This window comes from Flagellimonas iocasae, from assembly GCF_042682725.1.
In the GTDB taxonomy this organism is placed as follows: domain Bacteria; phylum Bacteroidota; class Bacteroidia; order Flavobacteriales; family Flavobacteriaceae; genus Flagellimonas; species Flagellimonas iocasae.
On the sequence record NZ_JBHUHU010000001.1, the window covers coordinates 1,174,009 to 1,193,397 of the forward strand.

14 protein-coding genes and 2 tRNA genes are annotated in these 19,389 nt (G+C 40.4%); 9 read left to right on the top strand and 7 right to left on the bottom strand.

Going from position 1 to position 19,389, the window contains the following annotated elements:
• Nucleotides 1-4: 4 nt before the first annotated feature.
• From ACFSJE_RS05110 to ACFSJE_RS05130, 5 genes are all read left to right on the top strand, one after another.
• A complete protein-coding gene (locus ACFSJE_RS05110; RefSeq protein WP_119646744.1) occupies nt 5-817 on the top strand; it encodes a class I SAM-dependent methyltransferase in 813 nt (270 codons plus the stop codon).
• Between the two features lie 17 nt (nt 818-834).
• Nucleotides 835-2,031, top strand: a complete 1,197-nt coding sequence (locus ACFSJE_RS05115) for a hypothetical protein (protein WP_127137553.1) — start codon at nt 835-837, stop codon at nt 2,029-2,031.
• 33 nt (nt 2,032-2,064) lie between these two features.
• The gene (locus ACFSJE_RS05120) at nt 2,065-2,718 is read left to right on the top strand and encodes an NAD(P)-dependent oxidoreductase (protein WP_119646748.1); all 654 of its coding nucleotides are present in this window, start codon (nt 2,065-2,067) and stop codon (nt 2,716-2,718) included.
• Nucleotides 2,719-3,526: 808 nt separating this feature from the next.
• Nucleotides 3,527-3,946 (top strand): 3-hydroxyacyl-ACP dehydratase FabZ family protein, encoded by a 420-nt coding sequence (locus tag ACFSJE_RS05125; RefSeq protein ID WP_163636549.1) that lies wholly within the window; start codon nt 3,527-3,529, stop codon nt 3,944-3,946.
• A gap of 78 nt (nt 3,947-4,024) precedes the next feature.
• Nucleotides 4,025-4,591 (top strand): hypothetical protein, encoded by a 567-nt coding sequence (locus ACFSJE_RS05130; protein ID WP_127137551.1) that lies wholly within the window; start codon nt 4,025-4,027, stop codon nt 4,589-4,591.
• A gap of 19 nt (nt 4,592-4,610) precedes the next feature.
• On the opposite strand, the gene ACFSJE_RS05135 is transcribed toward ACFSJE_RS05130, so the two are convergent.
• From ACFSJE_RS05135 to ACFSJE_RS05150, 4 genes are all read right to left on the bottom strand, one after another.
• Nucleotides 4,611-5,837 carry a site-specific integrase gene (locus ACFSJE_RS05135; RefSeq protein WP_119647179.1) on the bottom strand — a complete coding sequence of 409 codons (1,227 nt, stop codon included), beginning with the start codon at nt 5,835-5,837 and terminating at the stop codon, nt 4,611-4,613.
• Between the two features lie 217 nt (nt 5,838-6,054).
• Nucleotides 6,055-6,129, bottom strand: a tRNA-Pro gene (locus ACFSJE_RS05140).
• A 28-nt stretch (nt 6,130-6,157) separates the two neighbouring features.
• Nucleotides 6,158-6,241, bottom strand: a tRNA-Ser gene (locus ACFSJE_RS05145).
• Between the two features lie 113 nt (nt 6,242-6,354).
• A complete protein-coding gene (locus tag ACFSJE_RS05150) occupies nt 6,355-8,391 on the bottom strand; it encodes an HD family phosphohydrolase (RefSeq protein WP_379829900.1) in 2,037 nt (678 codons plus the stop codon).
• 113 nt (nt 8,392-8,504) lie between these two features.
• Here ACFSJE_RS05150 and ACFSJE_RS05155 point away from each other — a divergent pair, with 113 nt between their 5' ends.
• Together ACFSJE_RS05155 and ACFSJE_RS05160 are read left to right on the top strand one after the other, a co-directional pair.
• On the top strand, nt 8,505-9,680 hold the full coding sequence (locus ACFSJE_RS05155) for an acetyl-CoA C-acyltransferase (RefSeq protein ID WP_379829901.1): 1,176 nt from the start codon (nt 8,505-8,507) through the stop codon (nt 9,678-9,680).
• 20 nt (nt 9,681-9,700) lie between these two features.
• Nucleotides 9,701-10,450 carry a C40 family peptidase gene (locus ACFSJE_RS05160; RefSeq protein ID WP_379829902.1) on the top strand — a complete coding sequence of 250 codons (750 nt, stop codon included), beginning with the start codon at nt 9,701-9,703 and terminating at the stop codon, nt 10,448-10,450.
• 54 nt (nt 10,451-10,504) lie between these two features.
• On the opposite strand, the gene ACFSJE_RS05165 is transcribed toward ACFSJE_RS05160, so the two are convergent.
• Nucleotides 10,505-11,767 carry a tetratricopeptide repeat protein gene (locus ACFSJE_RS05165; RefSeq protein ID WP_379829903.1) on the bottom strand — a complete coding sequence of 421 codons (1,263 nt, stop codon included), beginning with the start codon at nt 11,765-11,767 and terminating at the stop codon, nt 10,505-10,507.
• 72 nt (nt 11,768-11,839) lie between these two features.
• A complete protein-coding gene (gene gyrA, locus ACFSJE_RS05170; RefSeq protein ID WP_379829904.1) occupies nt 11,840-14,326 on the bottom strand; it encodes a DNA gyrase subunit A in 2,487 nt (828 codons plus the stop codon).
• A 261-nt stretch (nt 14,327-14,587) separates the two neighbouring features.
• On the opposite strand from gyrA, the gene ACFSJE_RS05175 reads away from it, so the two are divergent.
• Nucleotides 14,588-17,143, top strand: a complete 2,556-nt coding sequence (locus tag ACFSJE_RS05175; RefSeq protein ID WP_379829905.1) for an ATP-dependent Clp protease ATP-binding subunit — start codon at nt 14,588-14,590, stop codon at nt 17,141-17,143.
• A gap of 155 nt (nt 17,144-17,298) precedes the next feature.
• Nucleotides 17,299-17,712 (top strand): STAS/SEC14 domain-containing protein, encoded by a 414-nt coding sequence (locus ACFSJE_RS05180; RefSeq protein ID WP_379829906.1) that lies wholly within the window; start codon nt 17,299-17,301, stop codon nt 17,710-17,712.
• A 3-nt stretch (nt 17,713-17,715) separates the two neighbouring features.
• Here ACFSJE_RS05180 and ACFSJE_RS05185 read toward each other — a convergent pair whose 3' ends face one another.
• Nucleotides 17,716-19,251, bottom strand: a complete 1,536-nt coding sequence (locus ACFSJE_RS05185) for an NAD(P)H-hydrate dehydratase (protein WP_379829907.1) — start codon at nt 19,249-19,251, stop codon at nt 17,716-17,718.
• Nucleotides 19,252-19,389: the final 138 nt, after the last annotated feature.

Consider the following 19,389-nt stretch of genomic DNA (forward strand, 5'->3'; position numbering starts at 1 on the left):
TAGGGTGGAGGCCAAATATGATAAAATAGGAGTTAACTACAATGTCACAAGAAAGGCCGACCCATTATTAGTTGCAACTTTTCTAAAACATTTACGGCCAACATTGGAGGGCCATTATTTGGATATTGGGTGTGGAACAGGAAATTATACAATTGAATTCCAAAAAGAAGGCTATCAATTCATTGGTATCGATCCCTCCCATGCAATGCTTGAAAAGGCAAGATTGAAAAATAAAAACATTGATTGGAAAAAAGCTACTGCTGAAAGCATTCAACTCGCAAACAGTTCGATTGATGGAATCGTTGGATGTCTGACCATTCACCATTGGACTGATTTAAATAAGGCCTTTCATGAAATTTGTAGGGTACTCAAGGTCAATGGTAGAATCGTGATTTTCACATCAACACCAGAACAAATGAAAGGATATTGGCTTAATCATTATTTTCCAAGAATGTTGGATGATGCGATTGCACAAATGCCAAGTCTTTCGCAGATGGAAAATATCGTTAAAAAATGTGGTATTGAAATCATCGAAACAGAAAAGTATTTTATCCAACCCAATCTTCAAGATAAATTTCTGTACAGTGGAAAGCATAACCCTGAATATTATTTTGATGATCAAATAAGAAATGGAATTTCCTCATTTTCGTCATTGGCAAATCAAATGGAAGTGAAAATGGGATTGTCAAAATTAAGAGCGGACATTGATAATGGGGAAGTTTTTAAAATCATGGAATCCTATGAAAATGATGAGGGCGACTATCTCTGCATAGTAGGTAAAAAGTCTATAATCAAACCGAGTAGTCAAAAAGTTTAAATAAACGATTAGATATAATGAGATTCCTCTTTTGTCTTGTTTCATTTATAATATCAATTCAAGGGTTTGCTCAAAACCCAGTAATAGAACCTTATGTTAACTTTTTAAATCATATAGATAAGACATCTGCAAAGGATTACATACTTCAGAAATTTGATGACCATGACATTGTGATTCTATGTGAAAGGGACCACAGTGAATTCACCCAATATGAATTGGTCAAAGAAATCCTATCTGATGAACGCTTTCAAAAAAATATAAAGAACCTATTTACAGAGATTGGGCTCATCAATCTACAACCTGAAATCACCCAGTTCCTTAAGACTAAAGGATTGGATAGTGTGATTGTAGACAAGAGATTAAGTCAGTTTCAGCGGGATGCTTCCTTTTGGGTCATTTGGGATCGTTACAATTACCACTTCCTTTTGAAAACAATCTATGACATCAACAATCTCTCGGACAATCAAATTCACTACTACCCATCCGATGTTGAATTTGATTGGCAAAAAGTGAACAATGTTGAGGACTATGACAAGGAACAAGAATTTGAATTAGAACCACGGGATAGTTTGATTGCACGGAACATCATCAATACCTATAAAAGGATCAGTTCCAAGGGCAACAATAAAGCCCTGATCATTCTTAACTACAGGCATGCTTTTAAAATCAATATGGTGACCAGTAATGGAGAAACCGTCAAAAATGCAGGTAAGTATCTTCAAGATTATTTTGGGGAGCGATTGGCGAGTATCTTGACCAACAGGCCAATTTTCACATCCAATGGGAATGGGTTTGTCTATGGACTCATCCAAGATGGTAAATGGGATGCATCATTCAAATCAGAGAACATCCGAAATATGGGGTTTGATCTGCATGAAACAGTCTTTGGAAATGATGGTTTTGATATGTGGAAGGGTAACACCGACAACTTAAAATATGAAGATGTTTTTGATGGTTTTGTTTTTTATGAACCCCTAGAAAACCACAGACTGTTGGATTACTATAAAGGTTTGGTGCCAAAGGAACATGAGAAAGAATTTTTTAGACGATATAGAATCCAGATGGAATATATTGATAATGATGAAGTATTGAAAAAGCTTGATAATAATGATTTTAGGGAATCACTTTTAAAAGAGGTGAACACGCCAAAAGAAAGGAAGTACCCCAACTTTGATCAATTAATGGAAATCAGGGATGAAAATCTACGGGATTAAATCAAATAACATATCTTAAAGTTCAAATAAACGATGAAAATCCTATTACTTGGTGCAACAGGGAGAACTGGTAAATTGGTGTTGAAAAGGGCTCTTGATAAAGGTTATCAGGTAAATTGTCTTGCTCGTAAAACAAAACGGATTGAAAGAAATGATGGATTGTCAATCTTTGAAGGAAATCCAACTAATAAAGCTGATTTGATGAAGGCAATATCTGGATGCGAAGGCGTTATCAGTGTTTTAAATATTTCAAGAAAATCTGATTTTCCTTGGTCGCCTTTGAGAACACCAAGCACATTTCTTTCCGATGTGATGACTACCTTAGTCCCAATAGCTATAAAACAGAATGTCAATCGAATTACAGTTTGTTCAGCTTGGGGAGTTTCTGAAACCAAAAAAGAAATTCCCAAATGGTTCAAATGGTTTATAGATAATAGCAATATAGGTGTTGCATATAAAGATCATGCAAGGCAAGAGAAAATAGTATTGGAATCGAACTTGGAGTGGACAATTGTTCGTCCAGTCGGACTATACAACTCAAATAGAGAAGAAAACATCTTGGAGACTTTTGACAATGTGCCTAAGCCAAATCTTTTGATAAGTAGGCAAAGTGTTGCGGAATATATTCTGGAGAGTATGGAAAATGACATGTTAATCAAAAAAAAGGTTGTTATATCGAAGGGATAACTGGTTAAAATGAAGAATGACTACTATTATTTAGTGATGAAAGAACAAAGAAACATAAGGTTGATTGGGTTCCTTCCTACGATTGGAATAATTCTCTTTATCGGTCTATTTGTTTATTCATCTTTTTTATACCCAGGAGGTTCACAGGTAAATTTGGAAAGTGTTGGGTTTGATTGGGTCAACAATTATTGGTGCAACCTAATGAATGAACGGGCAATGAATAATATGATAAACCCAGCAAGACCTTTTGCCATTGCAGCCATGTTCGTTCTTTGCTTAAGTCTTATGCTATTCTTCATTCAGTTTGCTGGAAATTTTACAAAAAACCCCATTTGGAAAATTATCATTCTGATATTTGGAATTTTATCCATGGTATCAGCGTTTCTAATGTTTACTGAATTCCATGATTTAATGACAACACTTTCAAGTATCTTCGGAGTGCTTGTTGTTTTGGGGATAATCTGGGAAATATACCAGAGTAATATGACCAATTATAAAATAGGGGGTATTATCTGCATTGCTTTATTGGGACTGAACAATTACATTTATTACAGCCAACAGTTCATACTGTTTTTACCCTTATTGCAGAAACTGACCTTTGCTTTAGTTCTAGGTTGGATAATAGGCCTTAACTTTAAAATGATGCGGAAAAATAAGTCCCAAATAAGCTTAAAGTAATTAACCGATTCTATTCAATTGAACTTTTTGTTTCTGTAAAACTTATCGGAGCACCCTAATTTCATAAAAATCATATCTTTAGGGAAGCAACTTCTACAACTCATGTACAATTCTTCTTTAAAACTCAAAAATGGAAACAGACATTCATAAATTGATACCCCATCGCTCCCCTTTTTTATTTGTGGACAATATTCTTGTTTCCAATGATAAGGAAGTTGTGGGCACAAAAAAATTCGATAAGAAAAATAATCAAATGTTGACTGGAAGTTTTCCCGAATTCAATTTTGTTCCTGGAATGATCATTATTGAGTCAATGGCACAATGTGGTGGTGCGGGAATAAAGAAAGCAGGCTTGGCAGACGGTTTTTTTGGACTTGTTAGCATGGAAAATGTTAGGTTCTTTAATGGCGCAAAATATGATGAGGTAGTTAAATATGTTATCAAAAACATAAGGATAAGCAACAGGCTGATTAAGCAATCTGGAATTGCTTATGTTCAAAATAAATCTATTCTGGAAGCTACATGGATATGTGCAAGAATCAACAACTAACGAATGATAATTGAATAAGTTCAAATAAACGATTTCCAATAAGCCAATAAATAGGTTTAACTTCCAAAGTAAAACTCAATGAAACTGAAGATTTATGCCATAACCGGATTAGTATTTTTAATCCTAAACCAAATAATGGTTCTTCAGGGAAATCAATTTATCCAAACCCAAAAACCGATTGACTATGCACATTGGTTATTGCTTCTGGGTATCCTCTTAAGTCTATCCCTAAACTATATTTTTTCAAAAGGCATTTTCAACAGTACAGCCGCAGTGATTACTACATTAGGAATCATAGCCCTTATGGGGCAGGCAGTTATAGATTTTCTTTGGTGGAGTTACGGGACTGACTATGAAGGGATGAAAAATTTGACAAATCAAATAATGAGTAATCCTTCGATCAGTATTCCATTTATGACCATAGGACCAGCTTTGTTTTACCTTGGATTGGCAATGCATGCTGGAAAGTTCATTAGAGAACGGACAATATGGTCTATAATAACAATTTTAGGAGTAATCATGATAGGAATAGGGTCGTTTGTGTTGGATAGTAGATATGTTATACTTTTAGGACATATTGTTATGGCATTCGGAATTAAAGGCCTAATCTCAATGAGAAACATTGAGCAACACGAAACAGAATAAAGTTCAAAAAAAAGATGCTTTATTTACCTTCCATCCTTTCCATTAACATTCGCATATCATCACCAACTTTTCTTTCCAAAACCCTTGCATAAATTTGGGTAGTGGTCAATTTGGTATGACCTAGCATTTTGGAAACGGTTTCAATTGGAACACCATTGGAGAGTGTTACCGTTGTGGCAAAAGTGTGCCTGGCAGTATGGAAAGAAATATTCTTATAGATTCCACAAGCCTTTGTAATCTCCTTTAAATAACTGTTGGTCTTTTGATTGCTTAATACAGGTAACAACTTTCCGTGCACCAATCTTTCATTGCAGTTTTTATATTTATCCAAGATTTGTTTTGCTTTGGGAAGCAAGGGAACCTTGACCGCTTCATCAGTTTTTTCCCTTTTCGTATGGATCCAAAGGTTCCCATCTATACCGAACCGCATATGATCAATATCCAGTGCTTTTACATCTCCATAGGCCAATCCTGTATAACATGAAAAAAGAAAAGTGTCCTTGACCCTCTCATACCCACTTCCTGAAAATGTTGTTTCCTCAATGAGCCTGAGTTCCCTTTCGGTCAAAAAAGAGCGTTCACTCTTCTTATAATGTTTTTTATAGTTTACAAACGGGTCTTTGTCCAACCATTCCAACCTCACGGCAAGGTTTACCATTTTCCTTAACCGCTCCAAATGTTTCATGGCCCCATTATTGGTACACTTCTTTCCCTTTTGCAGATCAGGCCCATTTATCAAATAGTTCTCAAAATCAGTAATGAACTTATAGTTCAATCGCTTTAAGTTAATGTCTTGAAGTCTACGGGTATGCTCCAAAAACCTTTTGAGATATTTTTCTGTACCATAATAGTTCTTCATGGTTCCCGGGCGAAGTTTACTCTTTTGTGATTCGTAATGATACTTGATAAGCTCCATAAGGGTCTTGTGCTCTTCATCCTGTCCCAGATAACGGGCCTTGATGGCCTGTGAGGTTATAATCTTGTCCTCACGCAACAACTGTTTATGGGTATCCATGATCTCTCCATACACCTCATCAAGATAGCTGTTCAATAAACGGGCCTTGTGGGTAAGTCCATGGAGTCTTCCCTTATTTTCATCCCATTCATTCACCGAAACATAACGTTTCAAACTTATCTCGGCACGTTTTCCATTGACGGTGATACGGGCATAAATGGTCAATTTTTCAGGGTTGTTGGAAATGTCCCTAGTGAAGATTAGAACCTTTAAAGTGTTGGAATTGCGCATAATACATAATTTTTGGGTTTGACAAAACTGGTTTGTAAAACACCCATAAACAGCGTCAAACTGAAGCTAAATTATGCACAAGAAACGTACCGAACCATTCACCGAACTCTACACCTTTTATATGGTTTTATTTGATATCAGATGAATGCATAAAAAACAAAAAGCACTGTCAATCAGTCGATTAACAGTGCTTTAATACCACCTATTTAGTGGTTCGTCGGGGTGGCAGGATTCGAACCTGCGACCTCCTGCTCCCAAAGCAGGCGCGATAACCGGGCTACGCTACACCCCGAAAAGTATTCCAATGTAAAAGGAAAAAGCGGAGAGACTGGGACTCGAACCCAGGCGACAGTTACCCGTCGACAGATTAGCAATCTGCTCCGTTACCACTCCGGCACCTCTCCTAGTATTATTTTATGAACGTGCACTCTAAAAATGCGGATGCAAATGTACCTTTTCATCCGATAGATCGCAACTATTTTTTAATTTTTTTAAAAGCAATTGATTTACAGCATCCCTACTCCGGATACTCGACCCGCAAATGGTAAATATTGGTGAGTTTTTGCTTTAAAACCTTTTTTACCATCTCAATTTCTTTTAGGGTGATGTTGGCATTCAAAAATTGATCGGCTTGCATCTGTCCCTTTACGATTTTGTCCACAAATTCATCGATAATGGTAAATGTGGGGTTTTTTAAGCTCTTGGAGGCAGCTTCAACAGCATCCGACATCATCAAAATAGCAGTTTCCTTTGAAAATGGAATAGGACCTGGATATCTAAAATCATCCGAATTCACCTCGGCTTCCAACTCCTGCTGCTTTTTGAAAAAATAATACACCAAAGTGGTTCCATGATGGGTGCGTATAAAATCAATCACACGGTCAGGGATATTGTTCTTACGTGCAATCTCAATTCCATTGATGACATGGTCTATAATAATCTTTGCACTTTCACGCGGAGGAAGGTCATCATGTGGGTTCACATTAGTGATTTGGTTTTCGGTGAAATACGTGGGCCTTTCCATTTTACCAACATCATGGTACAATGCACCCACCCTGACCAGCATGGCATTTGCACCAATTTCGTTCGCAGCTGCTTCCGCTAGATTGGCCACTTGCAAGGAATGGTGAAATGTGCCCGGTGCTTTATCGGACAGTTCTTTTAATAATTTGGAATTGGTATCGGACAGTTCCAATAATGAAACATCCGAAACCAAACCAAAAATCTTTTCAAACATATAGATCAGTGGTTGGGCAAAAAGGGTCAAAAGTCCATTCAAAACAAAAACCCCAAACAATACCCATTCGATGTTTTCAAGATTTCCTTCGTGAATGGCATGAAAGGCAAAATAACCGATGATATAGATCAAGGTAATCTGACCTACCGAAATAAAGAGATTTGCTCGTTTATAGAGCTCTGATGCCGTTAAAATGGTTACTATACCCGCGATGATTTGCAAAAAGATATATTCAAAACTATTGGGCACCACAAATCCAAGAATCAATACGGTCAATACATGCACAAAAAGCCCCAGTCGAGCATCAAAAAAGTTCTTTAAGACAAGTGGAAGAATACAAAGCGGCACTACATACACATAACTTTCGTACTGCTTTACCGTAAATGTTGTGGCCAAAACCATCAACAGAATATTGAAAAATATAAACGTCACCTTGTTATTGTTCTTGAAAATCTCATTTCGATAGCGTTTCAAGAACAGGAACAGCATAATGAGCACCAAAGCTACCAAAATGGTGTAACCCAAAAGAATAAAGTAGTAGTTATTCCCGCGCCACAATTCAGATTCGTACTCATCTTTTAATGAATTGAGAATTTTGAAATTTTCTGCCTCAACGACCTCACCTTTGGCTATGATGAGTCTTCCTTGTGCCACTTCACCCCTAGTATATGAAATTTTGGACAGCTCTTCTTCCAACGCTTTATTGGTGAGGGCTTCATTGTACGAAAGATTTGGACGAACATTCCGTTGCAGGATGTTCCCCAATCTAGCATCACCTTGAAAATTCCGTTGCCCCAAAATGGAGCTTATTCTTTCCTTTGCCTCTTCAATACCTTTAAATTCGTTGGGATCCAGCGGTATAGCCTCGTTGTTCTTCACCAGCATTATAGCGCTTGAGGAGGGTAAATTCTGAAATACTCCAAGGGTATAAATGCTATCAATGATTTCTTCAGCGGTGTTGGACAGTACTCTTTGTTCTTGCCGGGAAAAGGAATTCGCCTCAAACAATCCGTTCAGCTCCTGCTGGACATCATTTTTAATAGTGGTCACTATGGAAGCATCAAAACTGTAATAATCGGTTTTTCTGTTTCGAAGCAATTGCTGTTCTTGGGCAATCTCTTCTTGGGTCTTTTTGATAGAGAAATCGATGGGGGCGTATAAATTCTCATATTGCCACGGTTTGCCCTTTTGAAATTCGTACTTGAACTTCCCTCCTTTTGGGAAAAAGAAAACAATCAGCCCTACAGAAACCAGATATAGAAAATACTTGTAGGCAAGTGATTGATGCTTATATACATTATCCAAAGTCTTTCCCATTCTGTGTGCTGTTAACATCAAAAATAGAAAATATAAATAAGAAGTGAGCCTCTAAGTGGTTCTAGACCTTTTGCATTTAATTTTAGTATTTTCGCATCAGTAAAAATGCACATATGAACAAAGTAGTTATTGTTTCGGCCGTGAGGACCCCAATTGGGAGTTTTATGGGGGCTTTATCCACCGTACCAGCCCCAAAATTGGGCGCTGTTGCCATTAAGGGGGCATTGGAAAAAATAGGCTTGAAGCCCGAACTGGTAGAAGAAGTCCTAATGGGAAACGTGGTTCAGGCTGGAACGGGTCAGGCACCTGCACGCCAGGCTGCCATTTTCGCTGGAATCCCCAATACGGTTCCTTGTACCACCGTGAACAAAGTATGTGCTTCTGGAATGAAGGCCATTATGCAGGGCGCCCAATCCATTGCGTTGGGTGAGAATTCCATAGTAGTGGCCGGAGGTATGGAAAACATGAGTCTTATTCCGCATTATGTTCATATGCGCAATGGTGTAAAGTTTGGTCCAACCACCTTGGTGGATGGAATGCAGAAAGATGGTTTGGTGGATGCGTATGATCAAAACGCGATGGGTGTTTGCGCTGATGCATGTGCCACTGAATATAAATTTAGCAGGGAAGACCAAGATGCCTATGCCATTCAATCGTACAAGAGGTCTGCCGCAGCTTGGGAATCTGGAAAATTCAAAGATGAAGTGATTCCAGTTGAGGTTCCCCAACGCAGGGGTGAACCCATTATCGTAAGCGAGGATGAGGAATATAAAAACGTAAAACTGGATAAAATTCCAGCCTTGCGACCTGCCTTCACCAAGGAAGGTACGGTGACGGCTGCAAACGCTTCCACCATAAATGATGGTGCGGCCGCAGTGGTATTGATGAGTGAAGAAAAAGCCAAGGAATTGGGATTGGAGCCGTTGGCCTATATTAAAGGGTATGCCGATGCCGCCCATGAGCCGGAATGGTTTACCACAGCTCCAGCAAAAGCATTGCCAAAAGCATTGGAAAGAGCGGGTGTTTCCATTTCCGATATTGACTATTTTGAGTTCAATGAGGCATTTTCCGTAGTGGGATTGGCCAACATAAAACTTTTGGGGCTAACCGACGCAAACGTGAATGTAAACGGAGGAGCCGTATCCTTGGGGCATCCACTGGGTTGCTCCGGTGCGCGGATTACCATTACACTGCTCAATGTTTTAAAGCAAAACAATGCCAAATTAGGTGCTGCAGCCATTTGTAATGGTGGTGGTGGAGCTTCGGCCATTGTTCTTGAAAGAAATTAGTTATTCAATTCTGCCAATAAATGCAATATGGAATCTGCCATTTAAGCATTGTTCCCATTAGGGTTCAGCCTGAAGATTGTACTGAAATGGTTTCCCAACTTTTGTACGGGGAACATTTTAAAGTATTGGAAAGTAGAAAAAAATGGAGCAGAATTCGTGTAGCCCATGACCAATGCGAGGGATGGGTATCCAACCTTCAATTTATTTTTATCCCTGAAGCCACTTATGAGGATTTAGATAGCGGGAACAAAAAGGTTTCCTCGGATGTGATTTCCCATATCTGTTCCAACAATGGCATGTTGCTTCCCATTGTATTGGGTTCGATGATTAACGCATCCCATCTTTTGAGCCATTCTTTTGAAGGTACTGTCATGGAAGGTGAAAATCCAAAGTCGAGCTTGGTTGAAACGGCCCTACTCTACTTAAATGCACCTTATTTGAAGGGGGGAAAGACCCCTTTTGGGATTGATTGCCCTGGATTCACTCAAATGGTGTATAAAATCAATGGATATAGCCTGAAACGGGATGCAGAAGGGCAATCCAAGCAAGGGGAACCACTTAGCTTTATTGAAGAAAGTGAACCGGGTGATTTGGCTTTTTTCGACAATAATGAAGGTATTATTGACCACGTTGGCATCATTCTAAAGGATAACTACATCATTCATGTTCATGGTTATGTGCGCATAGACCGGTTGGACCATACGGGTATTTTTAATACCGAAGAGAAACTATACACCCACAAACTCCGGGTCATCAAGAAGATATTATAAATGAAAAGGGCCACTAAATAGCGGCCCTTTTTTATACTTACTTAGAGAAAATGATTATTCTCCCAAAAGCTTTTTCACTCTCATGAAGTTTTCTGTATCACCCAAAGCTCCGTAGATATTTTTCAACTGGGTTAGAATACTTTCGTTGTCAGGATTTGTTTTTACAGCAGCCTCAAGAACTTTGGCTCCTTCCAAAAACAAACTGTCCTTTTTGGATTTTAACTCATCGTATTTGGCGATATCGGCCTTAGAACTGCCAAGAGCATTCATTTCATCAATAAGTCCGTTACCTTCGTTTACATAAGTGGTTGAAAGGTTCAAAAGGGCATTAATGTATCCTGGGTCAATGGCCAAGGTCTTTTTGTAAGCATCTCTAGCTTCTTCCAAGTTTCCTTGCTCCATATTGATTACTCCAATGTTGTACAACAAATCAGCATTGTCAGGAGCCATTTCAGAAGCTTGCGCCATCAATTCCTTGAACTTGTCCTTATCACCAAGGGTGTAGTACAAATTGGCTTCTCCCAACACTAGGTTTACATCCTCTGGGTTGGCTTGTCTAGCCTCTGCATAAGCCTCAAGAGCTTTATCAGATTCACCCAATTGCTGATAAATCAACGCAACGTTTTTAACGATTTCTGGCTTTTTGGATGGGCTTCTTTCTTCTTTTGGGTCTTTGTGTGTCCCTGCTTTTACATAGAGATTCCTTGTGTTCTCATCCATGGTTTCCACCTCACCAGTCTCAATGTTAACAGCGGTATAAGTTACTCCACTACCGTCATAGCCCAATTCTTTTAGCTCATTGTAGTATCCCAAAGCTTGCTCATATTCCTGACCATTTACGGCACTACTGGCAGCATAGTACAGGTATACGGTATCAGCTGGGCTCAGTTTGTAGCTCAAGTATAACTTTTCAGCAGCTTCACCAAATTTTTGGTTGTTGTTATCTTCAACAGCCGCATTTACCAAGTCAGCTGTCATTTGAGCCAATTTTTGTTTGGCAACGGAAGTGTACTTTTCTTTTCCGCTGGCCTCTTCAATAGAAATTACCTTGTTGTAAGCATCAACCGCAGGTTGGAAAGCCGTAGCGTCTCCTTTTGATGCTAAATCAGAATATGCATTACCCAATACTGCGTAATATTGAGCCTGCATTTTTTCGTCAGCAGAACCTATGGATGACGAAACTGCCTCCAAGGTTGTCTTAGCGGCTGCTGCATCTCCATCCTTCAACGCTTTTTCAGCATCCTTAATTTCATTCTTTTGGGCAAAACCCATCGTTGAAATTCCTATGGCTAACAGTATTAAAACTTTAGTCTTCATGTTAAAATGTAATTATTTAGTGTTTATCGATTATTAATTATTCTCTCTATTCTTATCAATTGCCATGCCACGTTAGTCATTCACCTCAATGTCAAGCACATTGGTATCATCCAACGAATCGTCTTCTTTCATGACCTTGGCCACGGCCGCAATGGAATCGCCATCACGTAAATTGATCAAACGAACCCCTTGGGTCGCCCTTCCCATAACACGAAGGTCCTCGACCGCCATTCTAATAGCGATTCCAGATTTATTGATGATCATTAAATCATCGGTATCGGTAACATTTTTGATGGCTACAAGTCCACCCGTCTTTTCAGTGATGGAAATGGTCTTAACACCTTTTCCACCCCTATTAGTTACGCGATAATCCTCCAAGTTGGATCTTTTACCATACCCATTTTCTGAAACGACCAAGATGTCATCCTCAAAATTGTGCACGGAAACCATTCCAATGACCTCATCTTTATCATCTGCCAAGGTAATTCCGCGAACACCGGAGGCATTTCTACCCATGGGTCGAGTCTTGCCTTCTTCAAAACGAATGGCTTTTCCGGATTTCAATCCCAAGAAAATCTGACTGGTACCTGTTGTCAATTTGGCTTCCAATAGCTCATCACCATCTTTTACAGTGATTGCATTGATACCATTTTGGCGTGGTCTTGAATATTGCTCCAAGGAAGTTTTCTTCACCGTACCCTTTTTGGTTGCCATGATCACGTAGTGACTGTTGACATAATCCTCATCCTTGAGGTCTTGGGTACAGATAAAGGCCTTCACCTTATCTTGCATCTCAATATTGATCAAATTCTGGATAGCTCTTCCTTTGGATGTTCTACTTCCTTCTGGAATTTCGTAGACCCGCATCCAGAAACATTTTCCGTTCTGTGTGAAGAACAACATATACTGGTGGTTGGTACCCACAAAAAGATGCTCCAAGAAGTCCTCGTTTCGGGTAGATGATGCTTTTTGCCCTACACCACCCCTGTTTTGGGTCTTGTACTCGGACAAAGGTGTTCTTTTGATATAACCCGCATGGGAAATGGTAATCACCACTTGCTCATCCGGAATCATATCCTCGATGCTCAAATCGCCGCCAGCATAGTTGATTTCTGACCTTCTGTCATCACCATACTTTTCCTTCACTTCCAACAGCTCATCTTTGATGATCTGCATTCTGCGCTCCTTCTTGTCAAGAATATCCTTTAAGTCCTCGATGGTCTTCAATAATTCATCGTATTCTTCGCGAAGTTTGTCTTGCTCCAATCCAGTAAGCTGACGCAAACGCATTTCTACGATGGCCTTCGCCTGAATCTCGGTCAATTTGAAGCGTTCCATCAAGCTGGTTCGGGCTTCATCCACATTGGATGATGCTCGGATGATGGCAATTACTTCATCAATATTGTCCGAAGCAATGATAAGCCCTTGTAGGATATGGGCACGCTCCTCAGCTTTCTTCAGTTCATATTGCGTCCTACGGACTACCACCTCATGGCGATGTTCCACAAAGTGATGAATGATTTCCTTCAGGTTCAACAACTGTGGTCTACCATTGACCAACGCAATGTTGTTGACGCTGAACGAGGATTGAAGTGCTGTATACTTGTACAGCATGTTCAATACGATATTGGGTATGGCATCACGTTTTAGAATGTAAACGATACGCATCCCTTTTCTATCGGACTCATCCCTAATGGATGCAATCCCTTCTATTTTCTTTTCATTGACCAGGTCAGCGGTCTTCTTGATCATGTCCGCCTTATTGACCTGATATGGAATTTCGGTGACGATGATACACTCTCTGCCCTGAACCTCTTCAAACGTAGCTTTGGCGCGCATTACCACACGTCCTCTACCGGTATGGAAGGCTTCTTTTACCCCATCATACCCATAAATGATTCCCCCAGTGGGAAAATCGGGAGCTTTTATGTGGGTAATCAACTCATCTATCTCGATATCACTGTTGTCGATATAGGCAATGGTTCCATCCACAACTTCAGAAAGGTTGTGCGGTGGCATATTCGTCGCCATACCCACTGCAATACCGGAAGCACCGTTCACCAATAAATTGGGGATACGGGTCGGAAGAACCGAAGGCTCTTGCAAGGAATCATCAAAATTGAGCTGATGGTCCACCGTATCCTTATCGATATCGGCCAACATCTCCTCTGCGATCTTCCGCATTTTGGCCTCGGTATAACGCATGGCCGCTGGGCTGTCCCCATCAACGGAACCAAAGTTACCCTGGCCGTCCACAAGCATATACCTGAGACTCCATTCTTGGGCCATACGCACCATGGTGTCATACACTGACGTATCGCCGTGCGGGTGGTACTTACCCAAAACCTCCCCTACAATACGGGCAGATTTCTTGTGTGAACTATTAGATCTTACCCCAAGTTCGTGCATTCCAAAAAGAACTCTACGGTGAACTGGTTTAAGTCCATCACGAACATCTGGCAGGGCACGTGACACAATGACCGACATTGAATAATCAATGTAGGCAGATTTCATCTCATCCTCTATGTTGATAGGAATTAACTTTTCTCCTTCCGCCATGCTAAAATCTTATTGTTTTTTTGTGGTTAAAATATCATGGCAATATACGGAAAATAGCCCCTTTGAGAACAATTGGGACTTACTTTATTAAAAAAATTATTAACAGTATCCGTGGGAGTGCGGAATACTAATAAAGGTTTGTTAAACTGATAAAAAAACACCCTTTATTTCGACAATTACCACTAGTTTATCGAATAAGGGTACAGTATTTGACTACTGTAACAATACTTTTATTAATTTTAATTGCTGAAAAAGAAAGGTATGGATGATAATTTTTCCCCCCGAGTAAAAGACGTAATAGCATACAGCAAGGAAGAAGCCCTAAGATTAGGACATGATTTCATTGGTACAGAACACCTTATGCTCGGTCTTTTAAGAGATGGAAATGGCAAGGCCATTAACATTTTGGATGCCCTTGACGTGGATTTGGAACACCTTCGTAGAAAGGTGGAAATCCTTAGTCCGGCAAATCCAAACACGGGAACCATGCAAAAGGACAAGAAAAACCTTCACCTCACCCGCCAAGCCGAGCGTGCGTTGAAGACCACTTTTTTGGAAGCAAAGCTTTTTCAAAGCTCTTCCATCAATACTGCACACTTGTTGTTGTGCATCCTCAGAAATGAGAATGACCCCACAACCAAACTGTTGCACAAGCTAAAAGTGGACTATGATAACGTTAAAGAACAGTTCAAATCCATGATCACAAGTGATGATGATTATATAGATTCTCCACAGGCAGAATCCTTCCCAAGTGATCCAGATGAATCTGGAGATGCCAAGGAAGGTACATTTGGTTCAAGTGCAGGTCAAAAAGGCGCAAAAAAATCTAAGACCCCGGTTTTGGACAATTTTGGTCGTGATCTTACCCGATTGGCCGAGGACAATAAATTGGATCCTGTGGTTGGTCGTGAAAAAGAAATTGAGCGTGTTTCCCAAATATTGAGCAGAAGAAAGAAAAACAATCCGCTGCTCATAGGTGAACCTGGTGTTGGTAAAAGTGCCATTGCTGAAGGTTTGGCATTGCGCATCATCAATAAAAAAGTATCGCGTATTCTATACAATAAGCGCGTGGTAACTTTGGATTTGGCCTCTTTGGTGGCCGGTACCAAATACCGCGGTCAGTTTGAGGAGCGTATGAAAGCCGTGATGAATGAGTTGGAAAAGAATGACGACATCATCCTTTTCATTGACGAGATTCACACCATTGTTGGAGCTGGAGGTGCCACGGGCAGTTTGGATGCTTCAAACATGTTTAAACCTGCATTGGCCCGAGGCGAGATTCAATGTATAGGTGCCACTACGTTGGATGAATACCGACAATACATCGAAAAAGATGGTGCCCTTGAGCGTCGTTTCCAAAAAGTGATGGTAGAACCTACTTCTGTTGAGGAAACCATCGAGATTTTGATGAACATCAAAGGGAAATACGAAGATCACCATAATGTCAACTACACGGATGAAGCCATTTTGGCCTGCGTGAAGTTGACCAATAGATACATGACAGACCGCTTTTTACCGGACAAGGCCATAGACGCTTTGGATGAAGCCGGTTCGCGGGTACACATCGTAAACATGGACGTTCCTAAACAGATTTTGGAGTTGGAAAGTCAGTTGGAAGATGTACGTGAGTTGAAAAACAGTGTGGTCAAAAAACAAAAATATGAAGAGGCGGCCAAGCTTCGGGACGATGAAAAACGTCTGGAAAAAGAACTGGCTTCCGCTCAGGAACGTTGGGAAGAGGAAAGCAGACTCCATCGTGAAACTGTAACGGAAGACAATGTCGCCGACGTGGTTTCCATGATGAGCGGCATCCCTGTGAATAAAATTGCCCAGACAGAAAGCAACAAATTGGCAGAACTGCCCAATTTGATCAAAGGTTTTGTCATTGGCCAAGATGAGGCTGTGGCCAAAGTGGCCAAAGCCATTCAACGTAACCGTGCCGGGTTGAAAGACCCTAACAAACCTATTGGTTCCTTCATCTTCTTAGGTCAAACTGGGGTTGGAAAAACCCAATTGGCCAAAATTTTGGCGAAAGAGCTTTTTGATTCTGAGGATGCCCTTATCCGAATAGATATGAGCGAATACATGGAAAAATTCGCCATTTCTAGATTGGTTGGAGCACCTCCGGGATACGTTGGTTATGAAGAAGGTGGTCAATTGACTGAAAAGGTTCGTAGAAAGCCCTACTCCGTCATTCTTTTGGATGAAGTGGAAAAAGCGCACCCAGATGTCTTCAACATGTTGCTTCAGGTTTTGGATGATGGCTTCCTTACCGATAGTTTGGGAAGAAAGATTGATTTCCGAAATACCATCATTATCATGACCTCCAACATTGGAGCCCGTCAGTTGAAGGATTTTGGACAAGGCATTGGTTTTGGCACATCGGCTAAAAAAGCACAGGCAGACACACATCAAAAAAGTGTTATTGAAAGTGCACTCAAAAAAGCCTTTGCCCCTGAATTCTTGAACCGAATTGATGATGTGATTGTCTTCAATCCATTGGAGCGAGAGGATATCCACAAAATCATTGATATTGAATTGAACAAGTTGTTCAAACGAATCAAAGAGATTGGGTATGACCTTAGTTTGTCTGATAAAGCCAAGGATTATATCGCAGAAAAAGGTTTCGACAAACAGTACGGAGCACGGCCTCTCAAAAGAGCCATCCAAAAATATATTGAGGATGCCCTTGCTGAGGAAATTGTGAATTCCAAACTGGAAGAAGGTGATAGTATCTTTATGGATTTAAATGAGGAGAAAGAAGAACTCACAATCAAAATAAAGAAAACGGAAAAATCACCCGAAGCCGAAAAATAAAATCACATAACACCACTAAAAAAGCTGACAGATGTCAGCTTTTTTTTATGCCCCAAAATGTCATACAAACGATAATATTGCTTTTAATCTAATATTTTTCTGATCTCCTAGCGTTCGCAATACTTTCGTCTCGAGACACTATAACTATTTGGGGAATGAGAATTACTTCTACAAAGAAGACCATCGTGGTACGTGAATACCAGTTGGACATTGGAACCGTACAGGTTTTTGACAACTACATGGTCGCTACTTTTGATGAAGGTGCAACAGTCACGCTTGAGCGCGCTTATCAAATCATCGGGATTTCAGAGATACATTTTAGAAACAAGAATTTTGGCTACATAAGCCTACGTAGAAATTCGTATGCCGTAGACCCGACCATCTATAATTACCTCAGGGGATTGGATAACCTTAGAGCCTTCGCGATTGTCTCCAAAAAAGAAATAGACATGCACAATTTCAAGATTGAGAAATTGTTCTACAAAAAACCTATGGAGTTCTTTATTGAGTTTGAAAATGCCTTGGCTTGGGTAAGGAAAAGAGTAAAAACGACTAAAGGAAAGAAATAAAGCCTACCCTTTTTCCCTATCCTCAACTTCAGGAGGACTAAGGATTTCCATAAATCCCCGCCCTATCATTTTACATATTTCGGATGCTTTGACCGCTTCATAACCCTGTTGTGATGCACAGATATCCCCGGCCAGCCCATGAAGGTAAACTCCAAAAATGGCAGCATGAAGGGGTTCATATCCTTGGGCAACCATCCCAGTAATCATCCCAGTGAGCACATCACCACTGCCAGCCGTGGCCATCCCGGGATTGCCAGTAGTGTTCACAAATCCTTTGTCACCATATAAAATAATGGTATGGGCTCCTTTTATGACCAAAACCACGTCGTGTTGCAAAGCAAACGCTTTGGCCTTTTCCAATTTGTCAAAATCATCGTTCCATTTTCCTAGGAGTCGTTCCAATTCTTTAGGGTGGGGTGTTAAAATGGAATTTTTGGGAATATCCTTTAGCATTTTGGGATTTTTCGCCAAAATATTGAGTCCATCTGCATCAATGACCATCGGCGCCTTCATCTCTTTCAAAAGATTGCCAAACGCTTTTGCTGTTTTCTCTTCTGTTCCGATTCCCATCCCAATTCCAATGACATCAGGGACAAAAGGAAGGGTAATTTTGGAAATGTTCCGTTCGTCCTCATCTGTCAAAACCATCACTTCCGGAATAGCTGATTGCAAGGATTGATACCCACATTCCGGCACAAACACCGTCACCAACCCACTGCCGGTGGTCAAGCATGCGTTGCTCGCCAATTGCACCGCCCCTATTTTACCATAACTTCCCCCAATAATCATGGAATGTCCGTATGTTCCCTTATGGGAAAATTTAAGTCGAGGTCGATATAGTGGAAGTATTTCCTGACGCCCAACCAATTGATATGTCGCATCGGTCCTATCCAAAATTTCTGTATCCAGACCTATGTCCAAAAGCTCCCATTCGTTGACATACACCCCTGTCTCCGGAAGAAAGAATACCAGCTTGGGCACCTGAAAACTCAACACGTAGCTCGCTTCAATCACATGCACTGGATTCCAAGGACTTCTATCCATGGGTAAGCCCGAAGGAACATCCACCGAAAGCACAAACGCTTGCGAAGCATTGATGTGTTGAATCAAATTCCCAACCCATCCATCTGGCGGGCGATTCAACCCAATGCCAAAAATGGCATCCACCACAATATCGTTTGGGGAAATCTCAGGCAAGTCACTGTCTTCATTGATAAAATCCGGCCAAACCTTGACCTCCTTCAACCGCTCCAGATTCAACAAAAAATCCTTGGAACGTTTATCACTGTAGTTCACCACATGCACCTTAATGGTGTAGCCGTGTTCATGGAGCAACCGGGCCAAGACCATCCCATCGCCACCATTGTTTCCAATACCACAGAACAATTGTATTTGAACTTTGGTTCCTCTTAACCGGGCGTGTATCCACTCAAATAGCTTTGTGGCAGCTTGTTCCATAAGAACATCGCTGGAAATTTGCTGTTTTTCTATTGTGAATTTATCAGCGTCGTAGATTTGCTGGGCGGAAAAAATTTTCATTCAACACAAAAATTTGATTATTTGTACGGATTTCGCAAAAAACACGTTGTAGGATTTGATGAAGTAACCAAAAGTACTACTTTTATCTCCTCATAACAGAACAATGCAAGTTAAACAAACGGATAGTAATCTTCTTCA

What these genes read in the sequence shown, in the direction of transcription:
- ACFSJE_RS05165 (WP_379829903.1), bottom strand. Translation starts at nt 11,767, where the DNA reads ATGAAGACTAAAGTTTTAATACTGTTAGCCATAGGAATTTCAACGATG.
- ACFSJE_RS05150 (WP_379829900.1), bottom strand. Translation starts at nt 8,391, where the DNA reads ATGGGAAAGACTTTGGATAATGTATATAAGCATCAATCACTTGCCTAC.
- gyrA (WP_379829904.1), bottom strand. Translation starts at nt 14,326, where the DNA reads ATGGCGGAAGGAGAAAAGTTAATTCCTATCAACATAGAGGATGAGATG.
- ACFSJE_RS05180 (WP_379829906.1), top strand. Translation starts at nt 17,299, where the DNA reads ATGAGAATTACTTCTACAAAGAAGACCATCGTGGTACGTGAATACCAG.
- ACFSJE_RS05120 (WP_119646748.1), top strand. Translation starts at nt 2,065, where the DNA reads ATGAAAATCCTATTACTTGGTGCAACAGGGAGAACTGGTAAATTGGTG.
- ACFSJE_RS05155 (WP_379829901.1), top strand. Translation starts at nt 8,505, where the DNA reads ATGAACAAAGTAGTTATTGTTTCGGCCGTGAGGACCCCAATTGGGAGT.
- ACFSJE_RS05135 (WP_119647179.1), bottom strand. Translation starts at nt 5,837, where the DNA reads ATGCGCAATTCCAACACTTTAAAGGTTCTAATCTTCACTAGGGACATT.
- ACFSJE_RS05115 (WP_127137553.1), top strand. Translation starts at nt 835, where the DNA reads ATGAGATTCCTCTTTTGTCTTGTTTCATTTATAATATCAATTCAAGGG.
- ACFSJE_RS05185 (WP_379829907.1), bottom strand. Translation starts at nt 19,251, where the DNA reads ATGAAAATTTTTTCCGCCCAGCAAATCTACGACGCTGATAAATTCACA.
- ACFSJE_RS05160 (WP_379829902.1), top strand. Translation starts at nt 9,701, where the DNA reads ATGCAATATGGAATCTGCCATTTAAGCATTGTTCCCATTAGGGTTCAG.
- ACFSJE_RS05125 (WP_163636549.1), top strand. Translation starts at nt 3,527, where the DNA reads ATGGAAACAGACATTCATAAATTGATACCCCATCGCTCCCCTTTTTTA.
- ACFSJE_RS05175 (WP_379829905.1), top strand. Translation starts at nt 14,588, where the DNA reads ATGGATGATAATTTTTCCCCCCGAGTAAAAGACGTAATAGCATACAGC.
- ACFSJE_RS05130 (WP_127137551.1), top strand. Translation starts at nt 4,025, where the DNA reads ATGAAACTGAAGATTTATGCCATAACCGGATTAGTATTTTTAATCCTA.